This is a genomic window from Enterobacter sp. DSM 30060 (assembly GCF_013375955.1).
GTDB classification, from domain to species: domain Bacteria; phylum Pseudomonadota; class Gammaproteobacteria; order Enterobacterales; family Enterobacteriaceae; genus Enterobacter; species Enterobacter intestinihominis.
The window spans coordinates 119,229-133,461 of record NZ_CP056118.1 but is presented as its reverse complement, the minus strand read 5'-3'; the positions used below and the strand labels follow the sequence as shown (position 1 = coordinate 133,461).

The 14,233-nt window shown below is 55.0% G+C and carries 12 protein-coding genes; 2 read left to right on the top strand and 10 right to left on the bottom strand.

The genetic code is table 11. From position 1 onward, the window contains the following. Positions 1 to 205 precede the first annotated feature (205 nt). Positions 206 to 550: a YejG family protein gene (locus tag HWQ15_RS00560; RefSeq protein ID WP_003859372.1), complete on the top strand. Its 345-nt coding sequence runs from the start codon at positions 206 to 208 to the stop codon at positions 548 to 550. 3 nt (positions 551 to 553) lie between these two features. Here HWQ15_RS00560 and yejF read toward each other — a convergent pair whose 3' ends face one another. From yejF to HWQ15_RS00515, 9 genes are all read right to left on the bottom strand, one after another. After that, positions 554 to 2,143 (bottom strand): microcin C ABC transporter ATP-binding protein YejF, encoded by a 1,590-nt coding sequence (yejF, locus tag HWQ15_RS00555; protein WP_032623895.1) that lies wholly within the window; start codon positions 2,141 to 2,143, stop codon positions 554 to 556. Position 2,144: 1 nt separating this feature from the next. After that, entirely contained in the window at positions 2,145 to 3,170 is a 1,026-nt protein-coding gene (locus HWQ15_RS00550) for a microcin C ABC transporter permease (RefSeq protein ID WP_063146219.1), read from the bottom strand. Further along, positions 3,170 to 4,264: a microcin C ABC transporter permease YejB gene (locus tag HWQ15_RS00545; protein WP_003859369.1), complete on the bottom strand. Its 1,095-nt coding sequence runs from the start codon at positions 4,262 to 4,264 to the stop codon at positions 3,170 to 3,172. Before HWQ15_RS00545 ends, HWQ15_RS00550 begins: the two co-directional genes overlap by 1 nt. 9 nt (positions 4,265 to 4,273) lie before the next feature. Continuing rightward, positions 4,274 to 6,079 carry an extracellular solute-binding protein gene (locus HWQ15_RS00540; RefSeq protein WP_063148496.1) on the bottom strand — a complete coding sequence of 602 codons (1,806 nt, stop codon included), beginning with the start codon at positions 6,077 to 6,079 and terminating at the stop codon, positions 4,274 to 4,276. Between the two features lie 75 nt (positions 6,080 to 6,154). Further along, positions 6,155 to 7,708, bottom strand: coding sequence for a cyclic di-GMP phosphodiesterase (locus HWQ15_RS00535; protein WP_063148497.1), 1,554 nt, complete (start codon positions 7,706 to 7,708; stop codon positions 6,155 to 6,157). Between the two features lie 127 nt (positions 7,709 to 7,835). Continuing rightward, the gene (gene mepS, locus HWQ15_RS00530) at positions 7,836 to 8,405 is read right to left on the bottom strand and encodes a bifunctional murein DD-endopeptidase/murein LD-carboxypeptidase (RefSeq protein WP_003859364.1); all 570 of its coding nucleotides are present in this window, start codon (positions 8,403 to 8,405) and stop codon (positions 7,836 to 7,838) included. 424 nt (positions 8,406 to 8,829) lie between these two features. After that, complete coding sequence (locus HWQ15_RS00525; RefSeq protein ID WP_063148498.1) at positions 8,830 to 9,534, bottom strand: phosphatase PAP2 family protein; 705 nt, start codon at positions 9,532 to 9,534, stop codon at positions 8,830 to 8,832. A 33-nt stretch (positions 9,535 to 9,567) separates the two neighbouring features. Beyond that, on the bottom strand, positions 9,568 to 10,554 hold the full coding sequence (locus tag HWQ15_RS00520; protein ID WP_063148499.1) for a GTP-binding protein: 987 nt from the start codon (positions 10,552 to 10,554) through the stop codon (positions 9,568 to 9,570). Between the two features lie 123 nt (positions 10,555 to 10,677). Beyond that, on the bottom strand, positions 10,678 to 12,144 hold the full coding sequence (locus tag HWQ15_RS00515; protein WP_032623900.1) for a mannitol dehydrogenase family protein: 1,467 nt from the start codon (positions 12,142 to 12,144) through the stop codon (positions 10,678 to 10,680). A 205-nt stretch (positions 12,145 to 12,349) separates the two neighbouring features. Between HWQ15_RS00515 and uxuA the strand changes: the two genes are divergently transcribed. Then, entirely contained in the window at positions 12,350 to 13,540 is a 1,191-nt protein-coding gene (uxuA, locus tag HWQ15_RS00510) for a mannonate dehydratase (protein WP_022648722.1), read from the top strand. A 116-nt stretch (positions 13,541 to 13,656) separates the two neighbouring features. Here the strand turns inward: uxuA and yeiP are convergent, their stop codons facing one another. Further along, on the bottom strand, positions 13,657 to 14,229 hold the full coding sequence (yeiP, locus tag HWQ15_RS00505) for an elongation factor P-like protein YeiP (RefSeq protein ID WP_003859355.1): 573 nt from the start codon (positions 14,227 to 14,229) through the stop codon (positions 13,657 to 13,659). Positions 14,230 to 14,233: the final 4 nt, after the last annotated feature.

Sequence of the window (14,233 nt, the reverse complement as noted above, 5' to 3'; positions counted from 1 at the left end):
TGTTTCTTTTATGTAAAATCTATTTATGTAAAAAGTCACATCATTGTATTTAAAAAGGTTGAGTTAGATCGCAGAAACGGGTACATATAGCGCCGACGCGAGCCTGCAACGCCTATAAAATCCGCTAAACAGTGCAGGTTGGCGATGATGTGTTACTATAAATGTAAATAAATTGTGAAGTAAATTTGCTTCCGGGGATCTGAACGTGAATACATTACAACTCTCCATTGTCCATCGCTTGCCCCAGAGCTATCGCTGGTCGACGGGTTTTGCAGGTTCGAAAGTTGAACCGATTCCGCAAAGCGTTGCCGGGGAGGATAATTGTCTGGTGGCGCTCAAGCTGCTTAGCCCGAGCGATGAAAATGCGTGGCCGGTTATGGAACGTCTCAGCCAGGCGCTGACGGACATCGAAGTAGACAGCTCCGTGCTGGAATGCGAAGGTGAGCCGTGCCTGTTTGTTAACAGCCAGGATGAATTTGCTGCGACCTGCCGTCTGAAAAACTTCGGCGTGGCGATTGCCGAACCGTTCTCCGGTCAATATCCTTTCTGAGTGCTAGTCAGCGGACAATAGCTGGCGCGTGTAATCCTGCGCAGGCGCAGTGAATACGCGCTGGCACTCTCCCTGCTCAACGACTTCTCCCTGCCGCAATACCACCACCTGATGGCAAAGCGCACGCACCACCTGTAAATCGTGGCTGATAAAGATATAGGCCAGCCGATGCTTTTCCTGTAGCCCCTTCAGCAGCGCCAGAATTTGCGCCTGCACGGTGCGGTCCAGTGAAGAGGTAGGCTCGTCCAGCACGATCAGCTCCGGTTTCAGGATCAGCGCGCGGGCAATCGCTATACGCTGCCGCTGTCCGCCGGAAAACTCAGCCGGATACCGGTGCCGGGTCTCGGGATCTAAACCCACTTCCGCCATCACTCGCTTAACGTCGATTTCACGCTGTTGTGCCGTCAGCGCGGGCTGATGAACGCGCAGGCCCTCTTCAATAATCTGCAATACGCTCAGCCGCGGGTTCAGCGAAGAGTTCGGATCCTGAAAGACCACCTGCATGCGCGGGCGGACGGGCAGCATTTGCCGGCGGCTCAGGTTTTGCAGCGGCATGCCGTCAAAGAGAATGCTTCCCTGCGAGGCGATCAGGCGCAGCAGCGCCAGGCCGGTGGTGCTTTTGCCAGAACCGGATTCGCCCACAAGCCCAAGCGACTCGCCCGGACGCAGAGAGAAGCTCATGTTTTTCAGAACATGATTGTGATCGACCACGCGACGCAAAATGCCTTTGCGGATCGGGAATGACACCGACAGGTCCTCAACCTTCAGCAACGGTGCGCTGTCAGCGTTAAGCGGAACCGGGTCGCCAGAGGGTTCGCTATCGAGCAGGCGCTGTGTATACGGGTGCTGAGGCGCGCTCAGCAGGGCAGTTGCCCTGTTCTGTTCGACGCAGCGGCCGTTTTGCATCACGGCCACCGCGTCAGCGAGCTTTTTCACGATGCCCAGGTTATGCGTAATAAACAGCAGGCTCATGTTCAGCTCGTCGCGCAGTTCACGCAGCAGTTGCAGAATTTGCGCCTGCACCGTGACGTCCAGCGCGGTGGTGGGTTCATCCGCAATCAACAGTTCGGGGCGCGTCAGCAGCGCCATCGCGATCATCACGCGCTGGCGCTCGCCGCCGGAAAGCTGATGCGGGAAATCGTTCAGCCGTTTCGCCGCATTACGAATGCCGGTGCGTTCAAGGCAGTCCAGAATTTCCCCCCGCGCTGCCTCTTTACGCATTCCCCGATGAAGTGACAGCACTTCATAGAGCTGTTTTTCCAGCGTATGCAATGGATTGAGCGAAACCATCGGCTCCTGAAAAATCATGGCAATCTTATTGCCACGAATGCCGCGCAGGGTTTGCTCATCAGCGTTCAGCAGGGATTGTCCATGGAACAGAATATCCCCCTGCGGATAGCTAACCGGCGGGGAAGGGAGCAGGCGCAGCACCGACAGAGCCGAAACGCTCTTACCGGAGCCGGATTCCCCGACCAGCGCCAGCGTCTCTCCGCGCTGGATCTGCAACGATAAATCCGTCACCACCGGGCGAGATTCGCCCTGCTTTGAAAACGCAATCGACAGATTTTCTATGCTCAGAAGAGGCCGGGTCATGTCATACCGCCTTGTTGGGATCGAAGGCATCGCGCACGGCTTCGCCAATAAAAATCAGCAGGGAAAGCAGCACCGCCACGGAGAGGAATGCGGCGATGCCCAGCCAGGGGGCCTGGAGGTTGTTTTTGCCCTGCAACAGCAGTTCGCCAAGAGACGGTGAGCCCAGCGGCAAACCGAAACCAAGAAAATCGAGCGACGTCAGGGTGGTAATGGAGCTACACAAAATAAACGGCAGGAAGGTGAGGGTCGCCACCACCGCATTGGGAAGCATGTGACGGAAGATAATTGCGCGATCGCTCACGCCTAATGCCTGCGCGGCGCGAATATAATCGTAATTTCGCGTGCGCAGAAACTCCGCGCGCACCACGCCGACCAGTGCCATCCAGCCGAACAGGACGGTGATGCCTAACAGCCACCAGAAGCCAGGCTGTACTACGCTGGACAGCAGGATAATCAGAAACAGCGTCGGCATACCGGACCAGACTTCAATTACGCGCTGCCCCCACAAATCGATTTTTCCACCGTAATAGCCCTGCATGGCGCCCGCCACGACGCCCATCACGCTGCTAAAGAGCGTCAGAAGCAGCCCAAACAGGAGCGAGATGCGGGTGCCATAGAGGATGCGCGCCAGCACATCGCCGCCGTTGGCGTCCGTTCCCAGCCAGTTTTGCGAGGAAGGCGGGGAAGGGAAGGGGGTGGACGTGGCGTAGTTAATACTGTTCGCGCCAAAACGAATCGGTGCCCAAAGCGCCCAGCCGTGCTCCGCGATCTGTTCACGTAACCAGGGATCCTGATACTCGGCTGGCGTCGCAAACGGACCGCCAAAATCGCTTTCGCTATAGGTAGTAAGCACCGGCACGTACCAGCGATCTTTGAAATGCACCAGCAGGGGTTTATCGTTGGCAATCAGTTCGGAACACAGACTTAAGGCGAACAGGACGGCGAAGATCCACAGCGACCAGTAGCCGCGACGGTTGTGGCGAAAGCGCGCCCAGCGGGCCTGATTGACGGGGCTTAAACGCAACATCAGCGGCCCTCAAAATCGATACGGGGATCGACCAGCGTATAGCTGATATCGCTGATGATATTCAGCAGCAGGCCGATCAGGGTGAAAATGTACAGTGTGCCAAACATCACCGGGTAATCACGGGAGACGGTGGCCTCATAGCCGAGCAGCCCTAAACCGTTGAGAGAGAACATCACTTCTATCAGCAGAGAGCCGGTAAAAAACATACTGATGAACGTGGCGGGAAAACCGGCAATCACCAGCAGCATGGCGTTACGAAAAACGTGCTTCCACATAATCTGCTTTTCACCGACGCCTTTGGCGCGCGCGGTGACGACGTACTGTTTGCGGATCTCATCAAGAAAGGCATTTTTGGTCAGCATCGTAAGCGCCGCAAAACCGCCGATAACCGTCGCCAGCACCGGAAGCGTGATGTGCCAGAAGTAATCGGTGATTTTCTGATACCACGGCAACGTGCTGAAATCCGCAGAGACCAGCCCGCGCAGCGGGAAGAGGTCGAAATAACTGCCGCCAGCGAAAAAGACAATCAGCAGCACGGCAAACAGAAACGCCGGGATAGCGTAGCCGATGATAATGAACGTGCTGCTCCAGATATCAAAACGGCTACCGTTGTAGACCGCTTTGCGGATCCCCAGCGGAATGGAGACCAGATAAATAATCAGCGTCCCCCACAGTCCGAGCGTGATGGAAACCGGAAGGCTTTGCTTGATCAGGGTTAGCACCGAGGCGCTGCGAAACAGGCTGTCGCCAAAATCGAAACGGACATAATCCCAGAGCATCCTGAAATAACGCTCGTGCAGCGGCTTGTCAAAACCATAGCGATGGGTGATCTCGGCGATCACCTCCGGATCCAGTCCCCGACCGCCCCGGTAGTGGCTTTCGCTGATATTGCCCACGCCCGTCCGGGCATGGCTGGCCCCCATTCCTTCACCGCCGCCGCCCGGCATGCCGCCAGCGTGACCAAATTCTATGGCCGCAATCGCCTGGTCCACCGGGCCGCCGGGGGCAATCTGCACGATAAAAAAGTTAATGGTAATGATGGCCCATAGCGTCGGGATAACCAGCAGCAGCCTGCGGATAAGATAAGCGCCCATCGTCACTCCTCAACGCCGCGCTGCGGGCAGTTTTGCGGCTTTATTCACGTCATACCACCACGTATCAAAACCAAGCGTATAAACCGGGCGAACGGCGGGCAGGGAGAATTTGTCCCAGCGGGCCACGCGATCTTCACCCATGTACCACATCGGCAGCATGTAATAGTTCCAGGTTAACACCCGGTCAAGCGCACGCCCGAGCGGCAGAAGTTTCTCTTTATCGCCCTGAGCGGCAACGATTTTCGCGATCAGCGCATCAATCACCGGACTCTTTACCCCCGGAGCGTTGTAGGAGGAGTCGATATACCCCGATGCCCAGGAGATTTGCAGGTCTGAACTCGGCCACGGCTGGGCAGCCCACAGGGTTTGCATCATGTCGTAATCGCGACTGCGCTTGCGGTTGGTCAGCTGGGCAATATCGACCTGGCGGATATTCATGGTCACCCCAAGACGGGCAAGGTTCTTCTTAAACGGCAGCACCCACTGATCGTTTGCGCCGGAGGCAATCAGCAGTTCGAAGCTGAGCGGCTTACCAGTTTTAACATTTACTCGTAGCCGATTTTTCAACACCCAGCCAGCGTCATCCAGCAGTTTGCTGGCTTTCAGCAGGTTGTCCCGGTCGAACCCGTTTCCGTCGGATTTTGGCGGTTCAAATAGGCGGGTGAACACTTCCGGCGGGAGCTCCGCTTTCATTGGGGCCAGCAAAACCAGCTCGTCCGCGTGGGGATAATCGCGGGCGGCATATTCAGTATTCTGGAAATAGCTGTTCGCCCGGCTGTAGGCTCCGTAAAACAGCGCTTTGTTCATCCATTCGAAATCAAACGCCAGGGTAATAGCTTCACGCACCCGACGATCGGAAAAAACCGGGCGCTGAATATTAAACGCCAGCCAGCGCGTGTCCTGCGCGGATTCGTTTTTATGTTCGTCTTTAACGATATAGCCTTTCGCGAAATTTTTTCCGATATACCGGGTCGCCCAGTTTTTGGCGCTGTTCTCGACACGTAAATCAAATGCGCCTGCCTTAAACGCCTCGAAGGCCACGTTATCATCCAGGTAGTAGTCGTAGCGGATTGTATCGAAGTTCCAGCGGCCCCGGTTCACCGGCAGCGTGGCTGCCCAGTAATCTTTCACGCGGGAATAGATCACGTACTGGCCCATTCGCCAGTCGGTAATGCGATACGGTCCTCCGGCCAGCGGCGGGGAAGAGAGGGGATCGCTCAGCTTATGGTTTTTCCAGAATGATTCAGGCATGACGGGCAGGGAGAACAGGCTCAGCATATTCTCTTTGTTTGGCTCAGGGAGTTCGATTCGCACGGTCAGCGGGGCGATGGCTTTCACCGTGGTGCCCTTGTACACCAGACGAAACTGCGGCACCCCTTCGGTCATAAATTTATGAAAGGTGAACGCCACATCGCGGGCGCTAACCGGCGTACCGTCGTGAAAACGCGCCCGCGGATTAATCGCGATTTCTGCCCAGCTAAAATCATCGGCGTAACGCACGTTCTCAGCGACCAGGGGATAATAGCTGCCGGGCTCGTCGTCGGAGGTGACGAACAGCGTGTCATAGAGGGATTCGGTACGCGCTGCCGCCACGCCGCGCAGGGCGAAGCGGTTAAAGTTGTCAAACGTTCCGGTCGCGGAAAGCGTCACGTTCCCGCCTTTCGGGGCGGCGGGGTTCACATAATCGTAGTGAGTAAAGTTGACCGCATACTTCGGCTCGCCAATGACGGCAAAGGCCGTGCTCTCTTTGATGGTCTGCGCCTGGCCCGACAGGCTCACCAGCGCCAACAGCATCAATACAACGCGCATAATCATAGTGCGGCGGATCCCTTTGTTCACAGGCAGGCTCGGTTGAGGAGAATAATAAGGGACAGCGTCGTGATTGTGAAATTATTCCCCGAGCGTGATGTCGGGTTGCCACGTCCTGAACTGCTCCAGCGGCATTGGTCGGCCGATCCAGTAGCCCTGAAGATAGTTCACGCCATGCTCGCGCAGCCACGCCGCCTGCTCGGGCGTTTCAACACCCTCGGCGACGGTTAACATATTCAGGCGTTCTGCCAGCGTCAGCACCGCGTCAAGCACTGGCGAGGTAACGGTTTCAGTCCCGATGGCATTCACGAAGCCACGGTCAATTTTCAGGTAATCCATCGTGAAGCGTTCCAGATAGATCAGCGCGCTGTGGCCGGTGCCAAAATCATCGATGGCGATTTCAAAACCTTCATTGTGCAGCCATTCAAACAGCTGATTTGCCTCGCGGTGGTTGATCATGTCGCGCTCGGTTATTTCCAGCACAATCTGGAAGTGATCGGGCGGAAGGGCAGCGGCAAACGCGCGCATATCCTCTTTAAAGCTTTCCGCATGCAGATGACCGGGCGCGATGTTGATCCCAAACTTGGCACCAGGCGGGAGCACCGTTTGCAGGACAGGGGCATCGCGGATAATCAGGTCAAAAAGATGCAGCGTCAGCGGGACAATCAGCTTCTGCGCTTCAGCGAAGTTAATAAAGGCATCCGGTGGAATTTCGCCCATCACCGGGTGCTTCCAGCGCATCAGGACTTCCAGCCCGGTCATTCTGAGCGACTGCGCATCCACGACGGGCTGATAGACCACGTAGAACTGGTCGTGCTTGATGGCCGTAAGGATCTCTTTCCCGGGATTCAGACGGATAGTGAGAATATAGAAATTCAGCAGACCTGCCGCAATACCGCAGACCAGGCCGAAGAACACGGCGTAGAGCAGTTCATCGGTCTTCCAGGCTTGCGCATAGACGTTAACGGTCAGAGGAATATTTTTCAGCGTGGCGGTGCGGGCAGGGACCTCAGGCAAATCCCCCGCCTGAACCAGCATTCCGGACTGGGTGGATAACGCGGAGTCGCCAATGACGATCGATATTCCGGAAAATTCATCCTGACGTGACGTATAAAGAAGGTAAGGCGTCAGGTTGATGTTCACGGAGGTAAATACGCCGCCGTCTTTTACCAGCGGATTGCGATACCAGATAGCGATCGCGGGTTTATCCGGCAGCATGGGCGTACCCGGCAGGAGCGCGATATCAACAGGTTTGCTGATGTGTAGCTGAGGGATAAGCGTTTCCATTGGGGTATTCATCGGACCTGTTGCCGAAGAGCAGAAGGCCTGTTTATCCCGGACCAGCAAAAAGGCGCGCACGTTAATACTGAAGGCCGCGCGTGAGGTGAGCGCCGCACTGACCTCTTCACAGCTGTTCAGCGTGAGCGGCTGGAGCGTATCAATAGAGGTTTTAAGCTCGTCGAAAAAGCTCTCCATGTAGACGCTTAAATCCGTAATGAGGGTATCGTACCTGACTTCTCGCTTGTGATAACTCCAGTAAAACTGTAATGCACTCAGAAGCAGGGCGGTAAACAACCCCGTCAGAATACTGAGAAACAGTATCTTGCGGTTGCTGGAGAAGTAGCGGGTAAACATAGATGTCGTGATTCCTGAAATGACGCGGGATGTCTATCAGTGTAACGGGCAAAAAAAAACACTGCCGGAGCAGTGCTTTTTTAATCGTATCGCCAGCCAAGGGATAACCAACGATACGACAGCAATATTAACTACGGCTCAGAACGCGGCGAGCTTCGTTGTAGCGCTTCTTCCAGTAAGGTTCGTTCATGCTGGAAATCGTCACACCACTGCTGGTGGAAGCATGGACAAACTGATCGTTACCGATATAGATGCCAACGTGTCGACCGGTTGAACCTGCTCTGAACAGGACTAAATCGCCCGTACGCAGTTTAGTGCGCGAAATGGACTTGCCCATTTCCTGCTGTTCATAAGTAGAACGCGGAAGGTCTAACCCAAACTGCTCACGGAAAGTACGCTGTACGAATGCGGAGCAATCGATGCCTTTCTTGGTGCTGCCGCCCAGGCGGTAACGCACGCCTTTCCAGTCAGCATACTGATCCATAATACGCGACTTAACGTCGAGATTACGTACCATATTTTCAAATTCATCCTGAGAGGCTTGCAGTGAAGAGGAATCTTCCATTCCCACAACACGCGTCTCAGGATGCATATTCTTCGCGGTGTTCGTCGTACTACATGCCGAAAGCAGAACCGCCACTGCAATCGCCGGGATCCCCCGCAAGATATATCTCAAAATTGGTTGAGATTTGACCATTTTGTTTGTTTTCCCTTGAAGTCCTTAACGAAAATATCGTTATAAAAATGCCAACCGTGACGAGACTAATTATCTGTTCACAATGAGACAATTCTTTATGGTGAAATCTGTGGCACAACGCACAAAATTATTCACCACGATAATAATTATCTCAATGGGGCAAAACGAGTTCGAGGTTAACCGATTGCAAAGGGCATTGCGAGCAAAAAAGACCGTTTTTTTATAAGAAAATGTGATACACAACGTTACAGCGCGGAATTGCTCAAAATGCCGCCATTCATACCGGTAATCCCTGCAATTGCTTCATTTTTATCACGAATTGTATGACGGAATGATGACAGCGCTGAATGATGCCGGAAAGAAGTGACTCAGGGATCGAAAACGATCCCTGATGAATGGTGTTAATTAGCGTTATTTATTTGTTTCAGACTTGTTTAAATTTGCCGGGAAGATAGCGATCAAAAATACCTATTACGCGATCGCTCAGGGGAGTCATCAGCACCCAGGGTAAACCAATTAACACCGCCGTGAGGGAGCCTACGGCGATATCTGTCAGCCAGTGAGCGCCAATCATCACCCGCGGAAATGCAAATACCACCACAATAACCAGGGCGATGGCGAAGGCTTTTTTACCGAAATAGCGCAGCATGAAGCCAGCAAAAATCATCAGCATCATACCGTGGTCGCCCGGGAAGCTGTCCTTCGAGGCGTCTTTGGTTGGAATATGAAGCAGCTCGCTGACGCGGTTAATATTCGGGAAAGAGAGCGACGGACTGGCGCGTTTAACCGGCATCAGATGCTGCGCCAGCTGGTTGATAATCACGGCTGCCAGCAGCATGACCAGGCCGATAATCAGAATACGGCGACGACCCGTTTTGTCCTCCTTCAGCCAGAAGGAGAGCATCAGACAGCCCATTGCCAGCAGCGAACAGCCGTCAAACGCGCGGTTGTTGGTGATCGCCACCAGCCACAGGAAGGCTTCACTCTTCGCCAGCGCCTGGTTAAAGAAGTGGAACAGCCCGGAATCCAGCGGGAACCAGAATCCGTGATCCGCCGGGATATACCAGGAGAAAAAGATCGCCAGACCGGCAGCGTTGAGCAATAAAATAGCAGGAAGTCGAGTCGTCATAGTCTTCAGCAATGTGTGAAATCAGGGGCAACGTTAGCCGCCCAAACTTAAACGAAGCTTCAACAGGCTTGACTGGAGGGCATTCCAGTCGGTATTAACCGCACTAATTAACTCTATCCGGCTGTCGGGTGGCGCGACGTTCTGGGTTTCTATAAAGAAATCCTCGCCCTGACGATTAATGCGCACCAGACCATCCGGGGTGCGCATGATCCCTTTTACCCGCTCAACCGGCGCCAGTCTCGCCCATTCCAGTATACCAATGGTGTCGAAAACCGTATCGGCATCGAAGATCCAGCCGCAGGCCTGGTGTCCCTGGCCGCTGTTCAGATTTCGACGCCAGCGCTGATGTTCCGGCAGGCTCAGCGCTGCCAGACCTTGCTTCGCGCCGTGGCTATGTGAATGCTCTGCGCTGGCAGGCAGTTGCGTCTGGTTGAGGCGGGGAAGATCGAGCAGGGCGCCATCAATGTTGCCCTGGGTGGTCTGCACGTACTGACGTCCACCGCCAGCCTGCTGCCACCAGGCATTGAACGCGGCCTGACTCTCAGCCGTCGCGCGATCGGATTTATTCGCCACGATGATGTCTGCCGAGGCGAGCTGGTCGCGGAAATTGTCGTTATTGATCGCTTTTTCATCCAGCAGCTGGCGGGGGTCGAGCAGGCAAAGCGTCGCACGCAGCTCAAGCCACGGCTCGTAGACCGGGGCGGTCAGTAAATCAAGAATTTGCTTCGGATGACCCAGCCCAGTGGGTTCAATCAGCAGACGGTCAGGCTTGCCCTGACGCAGCAGCGTATTCAGCCCGACCTGCATCGGCAGACCATTCACGCAGCACATACACCCGCCCGGGATCTCTTTCACCATCGCGCCGCTGTCGGCGAGCAACGCGCCGTCGATCCCCACTTCGCCAAATTCGTTGACCAGCACGGCCCACTTTTCCGCCGGATCTTTATTGTCCAGCAAATGCAGAATGGACGTAGTTTTACCGCTGCCGAGAAAACCGGTGATCAGGTTGGTTTTGGTCACGTGCGCTCCGATAAATAATTGTGATGTAGTAACAACTATCTATCATCCTGACGAAAAAATCGGGCATTGAGAAGAGGGAGGGCGAACGGAGCGCAAAACCGTTCGCCTTAAACGCAATAATCGCTAAATTTTTAACGTTTCGATAACGGCCTGACGCGCGCCGAGCCGGACGAGGCGCTGGTACGCGCCGGTGATTGCCTCGACAAAGACAGGGTTTTGCGGCAGGTCGTCGCCAAAGATTTCTTTTAGCGTCAGCAGGGCGCTAACGCGTTCTGCGTCACTGCTGGTAGCGACAATGGCCTGAAACTTGTCGCTCAGCGGATCGCGCACGTCAATGGCGTTGCCCTGGTCGTCCGTCCCGCTGACGTAGCGCATCCAGCCTGCGACGCCCAGCGCCAGTAATGGCCAGGCGGTGTTACGCTCAAGATGCATGCGGATCCCATCCAGCATGCGCTGAGGCAGCTTCTGACTGCCGTCCATAGCGATTTGCCAGGTGCGGTGCTGTAGCGCCGGGTTGGCGAAGCGGTCAAGCAGGCTGTCAGCATAGGCTGTCAGATCGACGTTGGTGATGCGCAGCGTAGGGGCCTGCTCATTCAGCATCAGCCTGCGGGCAGCCTCGCGGAAGCTGTCGTCCTGCATACATTCATTTATGTGCGCGTAGCCGGCAAGGTAGCCCAGATACGCCAGGAAGGAGTGGCTGCCGTTCAGCATCCGCAGCTTCATCTGCTCCCAGGGCAGGACATCCTCAACCATCTGTACGCCTGCAACCTCCCATTCCGGACGCCCGGCGACAAAGTTATCTTCCACTACCCACTGAATGAACGGTTCACAGCTGATGGCGCAGGGATCTTCAACGCCAAGTTCCTGGGTGATTTCCGCGAGTGAGGCGTCAGTGGCGGCGGGCACGATTCGGTCGACCATGGTGCCAGGGAAGCTCACGTGCGCCTCGATCCATCCGGCCAGCTCTGCGGAACGCTTTCCGGCCATGCCGAGAACGGCATTTTTCACCACGTGGCCGTTATCGGGAATGTTGTCGCAGGAGAGCACGGTAAACGCCGGCAGGCCGCGCTCGCGGCGGCGATGAAGCGCTTCGACCAGAATACCCGGCGCGGAATGCGGCTCAGACGGATGCTCAAGATCGTGCAGAATGCGGCTGTTGTGCATATCCAGTTTCCCCGTCGCCGGATCGATGCAGTAGCCTTTTTCGGTAATGGTGAGGGAGACAATGGCAACCTGCGGTTCGCAGAACTTCTCAATAATGGCTGCCAGCGAGTCGAGTTTTGCGTTCAGGCACTCTTTTACCGCACCGATAATAATGGGCTGATTGCCTTCGGCACCTTTCTCCAGCACGGTAAACAGATGATCCTGCGCGCGGAGCTGGCGCATGAGAACATCGCCGCTAAAGAGGCTAATCTCACAAATACCCCAGTCGCCTCCTTTGGCGTTCAGCACCCGGTTTGTTAACAACGCCTGATGCGCTCGGTGGAACGCGCCAAAACCGAAATGGACGATGCGGGAGCGTAACTGCTCGCGATCGTAGCGGGGCTGCTGGACATGAGCAGGAAGCGCGGTGGAGGCAATAGTCTTCATGTAGTACACACCTGATTAACCATTAATTAACAATGCCAGTGTAAAGTTATATGACAACAAATTAAATTGGTAAGCCGTAAATATCCCGGTTATGTGAGTTTGATCAATCAATGTCGCGCGCTGTGTTGACCACTTCGATTAAACATGTATGGTAGTCGTCATTGAGGTAATCCATATTGGTATAACAACTTGAGAGGGTGGGGCAATGGAACAAACCTGGCGTTGGTACGGGCCGAACGATCCGGTTTCTCTTGATGATGTGCGTCAGGCTGGCGCAACGGGTGTGGTCACGGCGCTGCATCATATTCCGAACGGTCAGGTGTGGCCGGTGGAGGAAATCCAAAAGCGTCAGGCACAGCTGGCAGAGAAGGGTCTAACCTGGTCTGTCGTGGAAAGTATTCCGGTTCACGAAGATATCAAAACCCACTCCGGTGAGTGTGAAACCTGGATTGCGAATTATCAGCAGAGCATTCGTAACCTGGCGGCCTGCGGTATTGATACCGTCTGCTATAACTTTATGCCAATTCTGGACTGGACGCGTACCGACCTGGAATATGAAATGGCCGATGGTTCGAAGGCGCTGCGTTTCGATCAAATCGCTTTTGCGGCTTTCGAGCTACACATTCTGAAGCGTCCGGGGGCGGAAGCAGACTACACCGCCGAAGAGCAGCAGCAGGCGCTGGCGTGGTTCAATGCCGCCAGTGAAGCGGACATTGAGAAGCTGGTTCGCAATATTATCGCGGGCCTGCCGGGGGCGGAAGAGGGCTATACCCTCGATCAGTTCCGCGCGCGCCTGGCGGAATATGGCGATATCGATAAAAACCAGCTGCGTGAAAACATGGCGCACTTCCTGCGCGCTATCGTGCCGGTGGCAGAAGAAGCGGGCGTGCGGCTGGCGGTCCATCCGGACGATCCTCCGCGCCCAATCCTCGGCCTGCCGCGTATCGTGTCGACCATTGAGGATATGCAGTGGCTAAAAGAGACGGTGGACAGCATCTACAACGGCTTTACCATGTGTACGGGCTCTTACGGCGTGCGTGCGGATAACGATCTGGTGCGGATGATCGAAACCTTTGGGGATCGCATTCATTTCACTCACCTGCGTGCAACCTGCCGTGAAGAGAATCCAAAAACCTTCCATGAAGCAGCCCACCTTGGCGGCGACGTGAACATGGTTGCGGTGGTGGATGCCATTCTCTCTGAAGAAGTACGTCGTAAGCAGGCGGGGGATGTACGTCCTATCCCGTTCCGTCCGGATCACGGGCATCAGATGCTGGACGATCTGCGCAAGAAAACGAATCCAGGGTATTCGGCGATTGGCCGTCTGAAAGGGATGGCGGAAGTGCGCGGTATCGAGCTGGCGCTGAAAATGACGAAGTATCCAGAGCTTCTGTAAGCCTGATTGCCCGGTGGCGCTACGCTTACCGGGCCTACGAAAAACCGGCTCTGAGGCCGGTTTTTGTGTTTTTGTAGGCCGGGTAAGGCGCAGCCGCCACCCGGCAAACGCCACAATCAGTCAGCGCGACCCATATAGCGTTTTTCTTCGATATGGATACGGATTTTCTCGCCCGCTGACAGGTATTCTGGCACCTGTACGACCAGACCGGTAGTCAGGGTAGCCGGTTTGTTACGCGCGCTTGCAGACGCGCCTTTGATGCCCGGTGCCGTTTCAACGATTTCCAGATCAACGGTCTGCGGCAGCTCCAGCGCCAGCAACACGCCATCCCAGGTCAGCACCTGCATGTCCGGCATTCCACCTTCAGGAATAAACAGCAGCTCTTCTTCGATCTGATCTTTGGTGAAGATATACGGGGTGTAATCTTCTTTATCCATGAACACGTATTCGTTGCCGTCGATATAAGAAAAATCAACGTAGCGACGGGTCAGGGTCACGGTATCCACGATATCGTCGCCTTTAAAACGTTCTTCCACTTTCAGGCCGGTACGGACATCGGAGAAACGCATTTTATACAGCGTTGCTGCGCCACGGGCGCTGGGTGCCTGAATGTCGATATCTTTCACAATCAGCAGTTTGCCGTTGTAATTCAGTACCATACCTTTCTTGATTTCGTTCGCTCTTGGCATTGCA

Coding starts and splice junctions, on each gene's coding strand:
- HWQ15_RS00535 (WP_063148497.1), bottom strand. CDS start 7,708: ATGTTTACCCGCTACTTCTCCAGCAACCGCAAGATACTGTTTCTCAGT.
- HWQ15_RS00515 (WP_032623900.1), bottom strand. CDS start 12,144: ATGAAGACTATTGCCTCCACCGCGCTTCCTGCTCATGTCCAGCAGCCC.
- HWQ15_RS00525 (WP_063148498.1), bottom strand. CDS start 9,534: ATGACGACTCGACTTCCTGCTATTTTATTGCTCAACGCTGCCGGTCTG.
- HWQ15_RS00540 (WP_063148496.1), bottom strand. CDS start 6,079: ATGATTATGCGCGTTGTATTGATGCTGTTGGCGCTGGTGAGCCTGTCG.
- mepS (WP_003859364.1), bottom strand. CDS start 8,405: ATGGTCAAATCTCAACCAATTTTGAGATATATCTTGCGGGGGATCCCG.
- yeiP (WP_003859355.1), bottom strand. CDS start 14,229: ATGCCAAGAGCGAACGAAATCAAGAAAGGTATGGTACTGAATTACAAC.
- yejF (WP_032623895.1), bottom strand. CDS start 2,143: ATGACCCGGCCTCTTCTGAGCATAGAAAATCTGTCGATTGCGTTTTCA.
- HWQ15_RS00545 (WP_003859369.1), bottom strand. CDS start 4,264: ATGGGCGCTTATCTTATCCGCAGGCTGCTGCTGGTTATCCCGACGCTA.
- HWQ15_RS00550 (WP_063146219.1), bottom strand. CDS start 3,170: ATGTTGCGTTTAAGCCCCGTCAATCAGGCCCGCTGGGCGCGCTTTCGC.
- uxuA (WP_022648722.1), top strand. CDS start 12,350: ATGGAACAAACCTGGCGTTGGTACGGGCCGAACGATCCGGTTTCTCTT.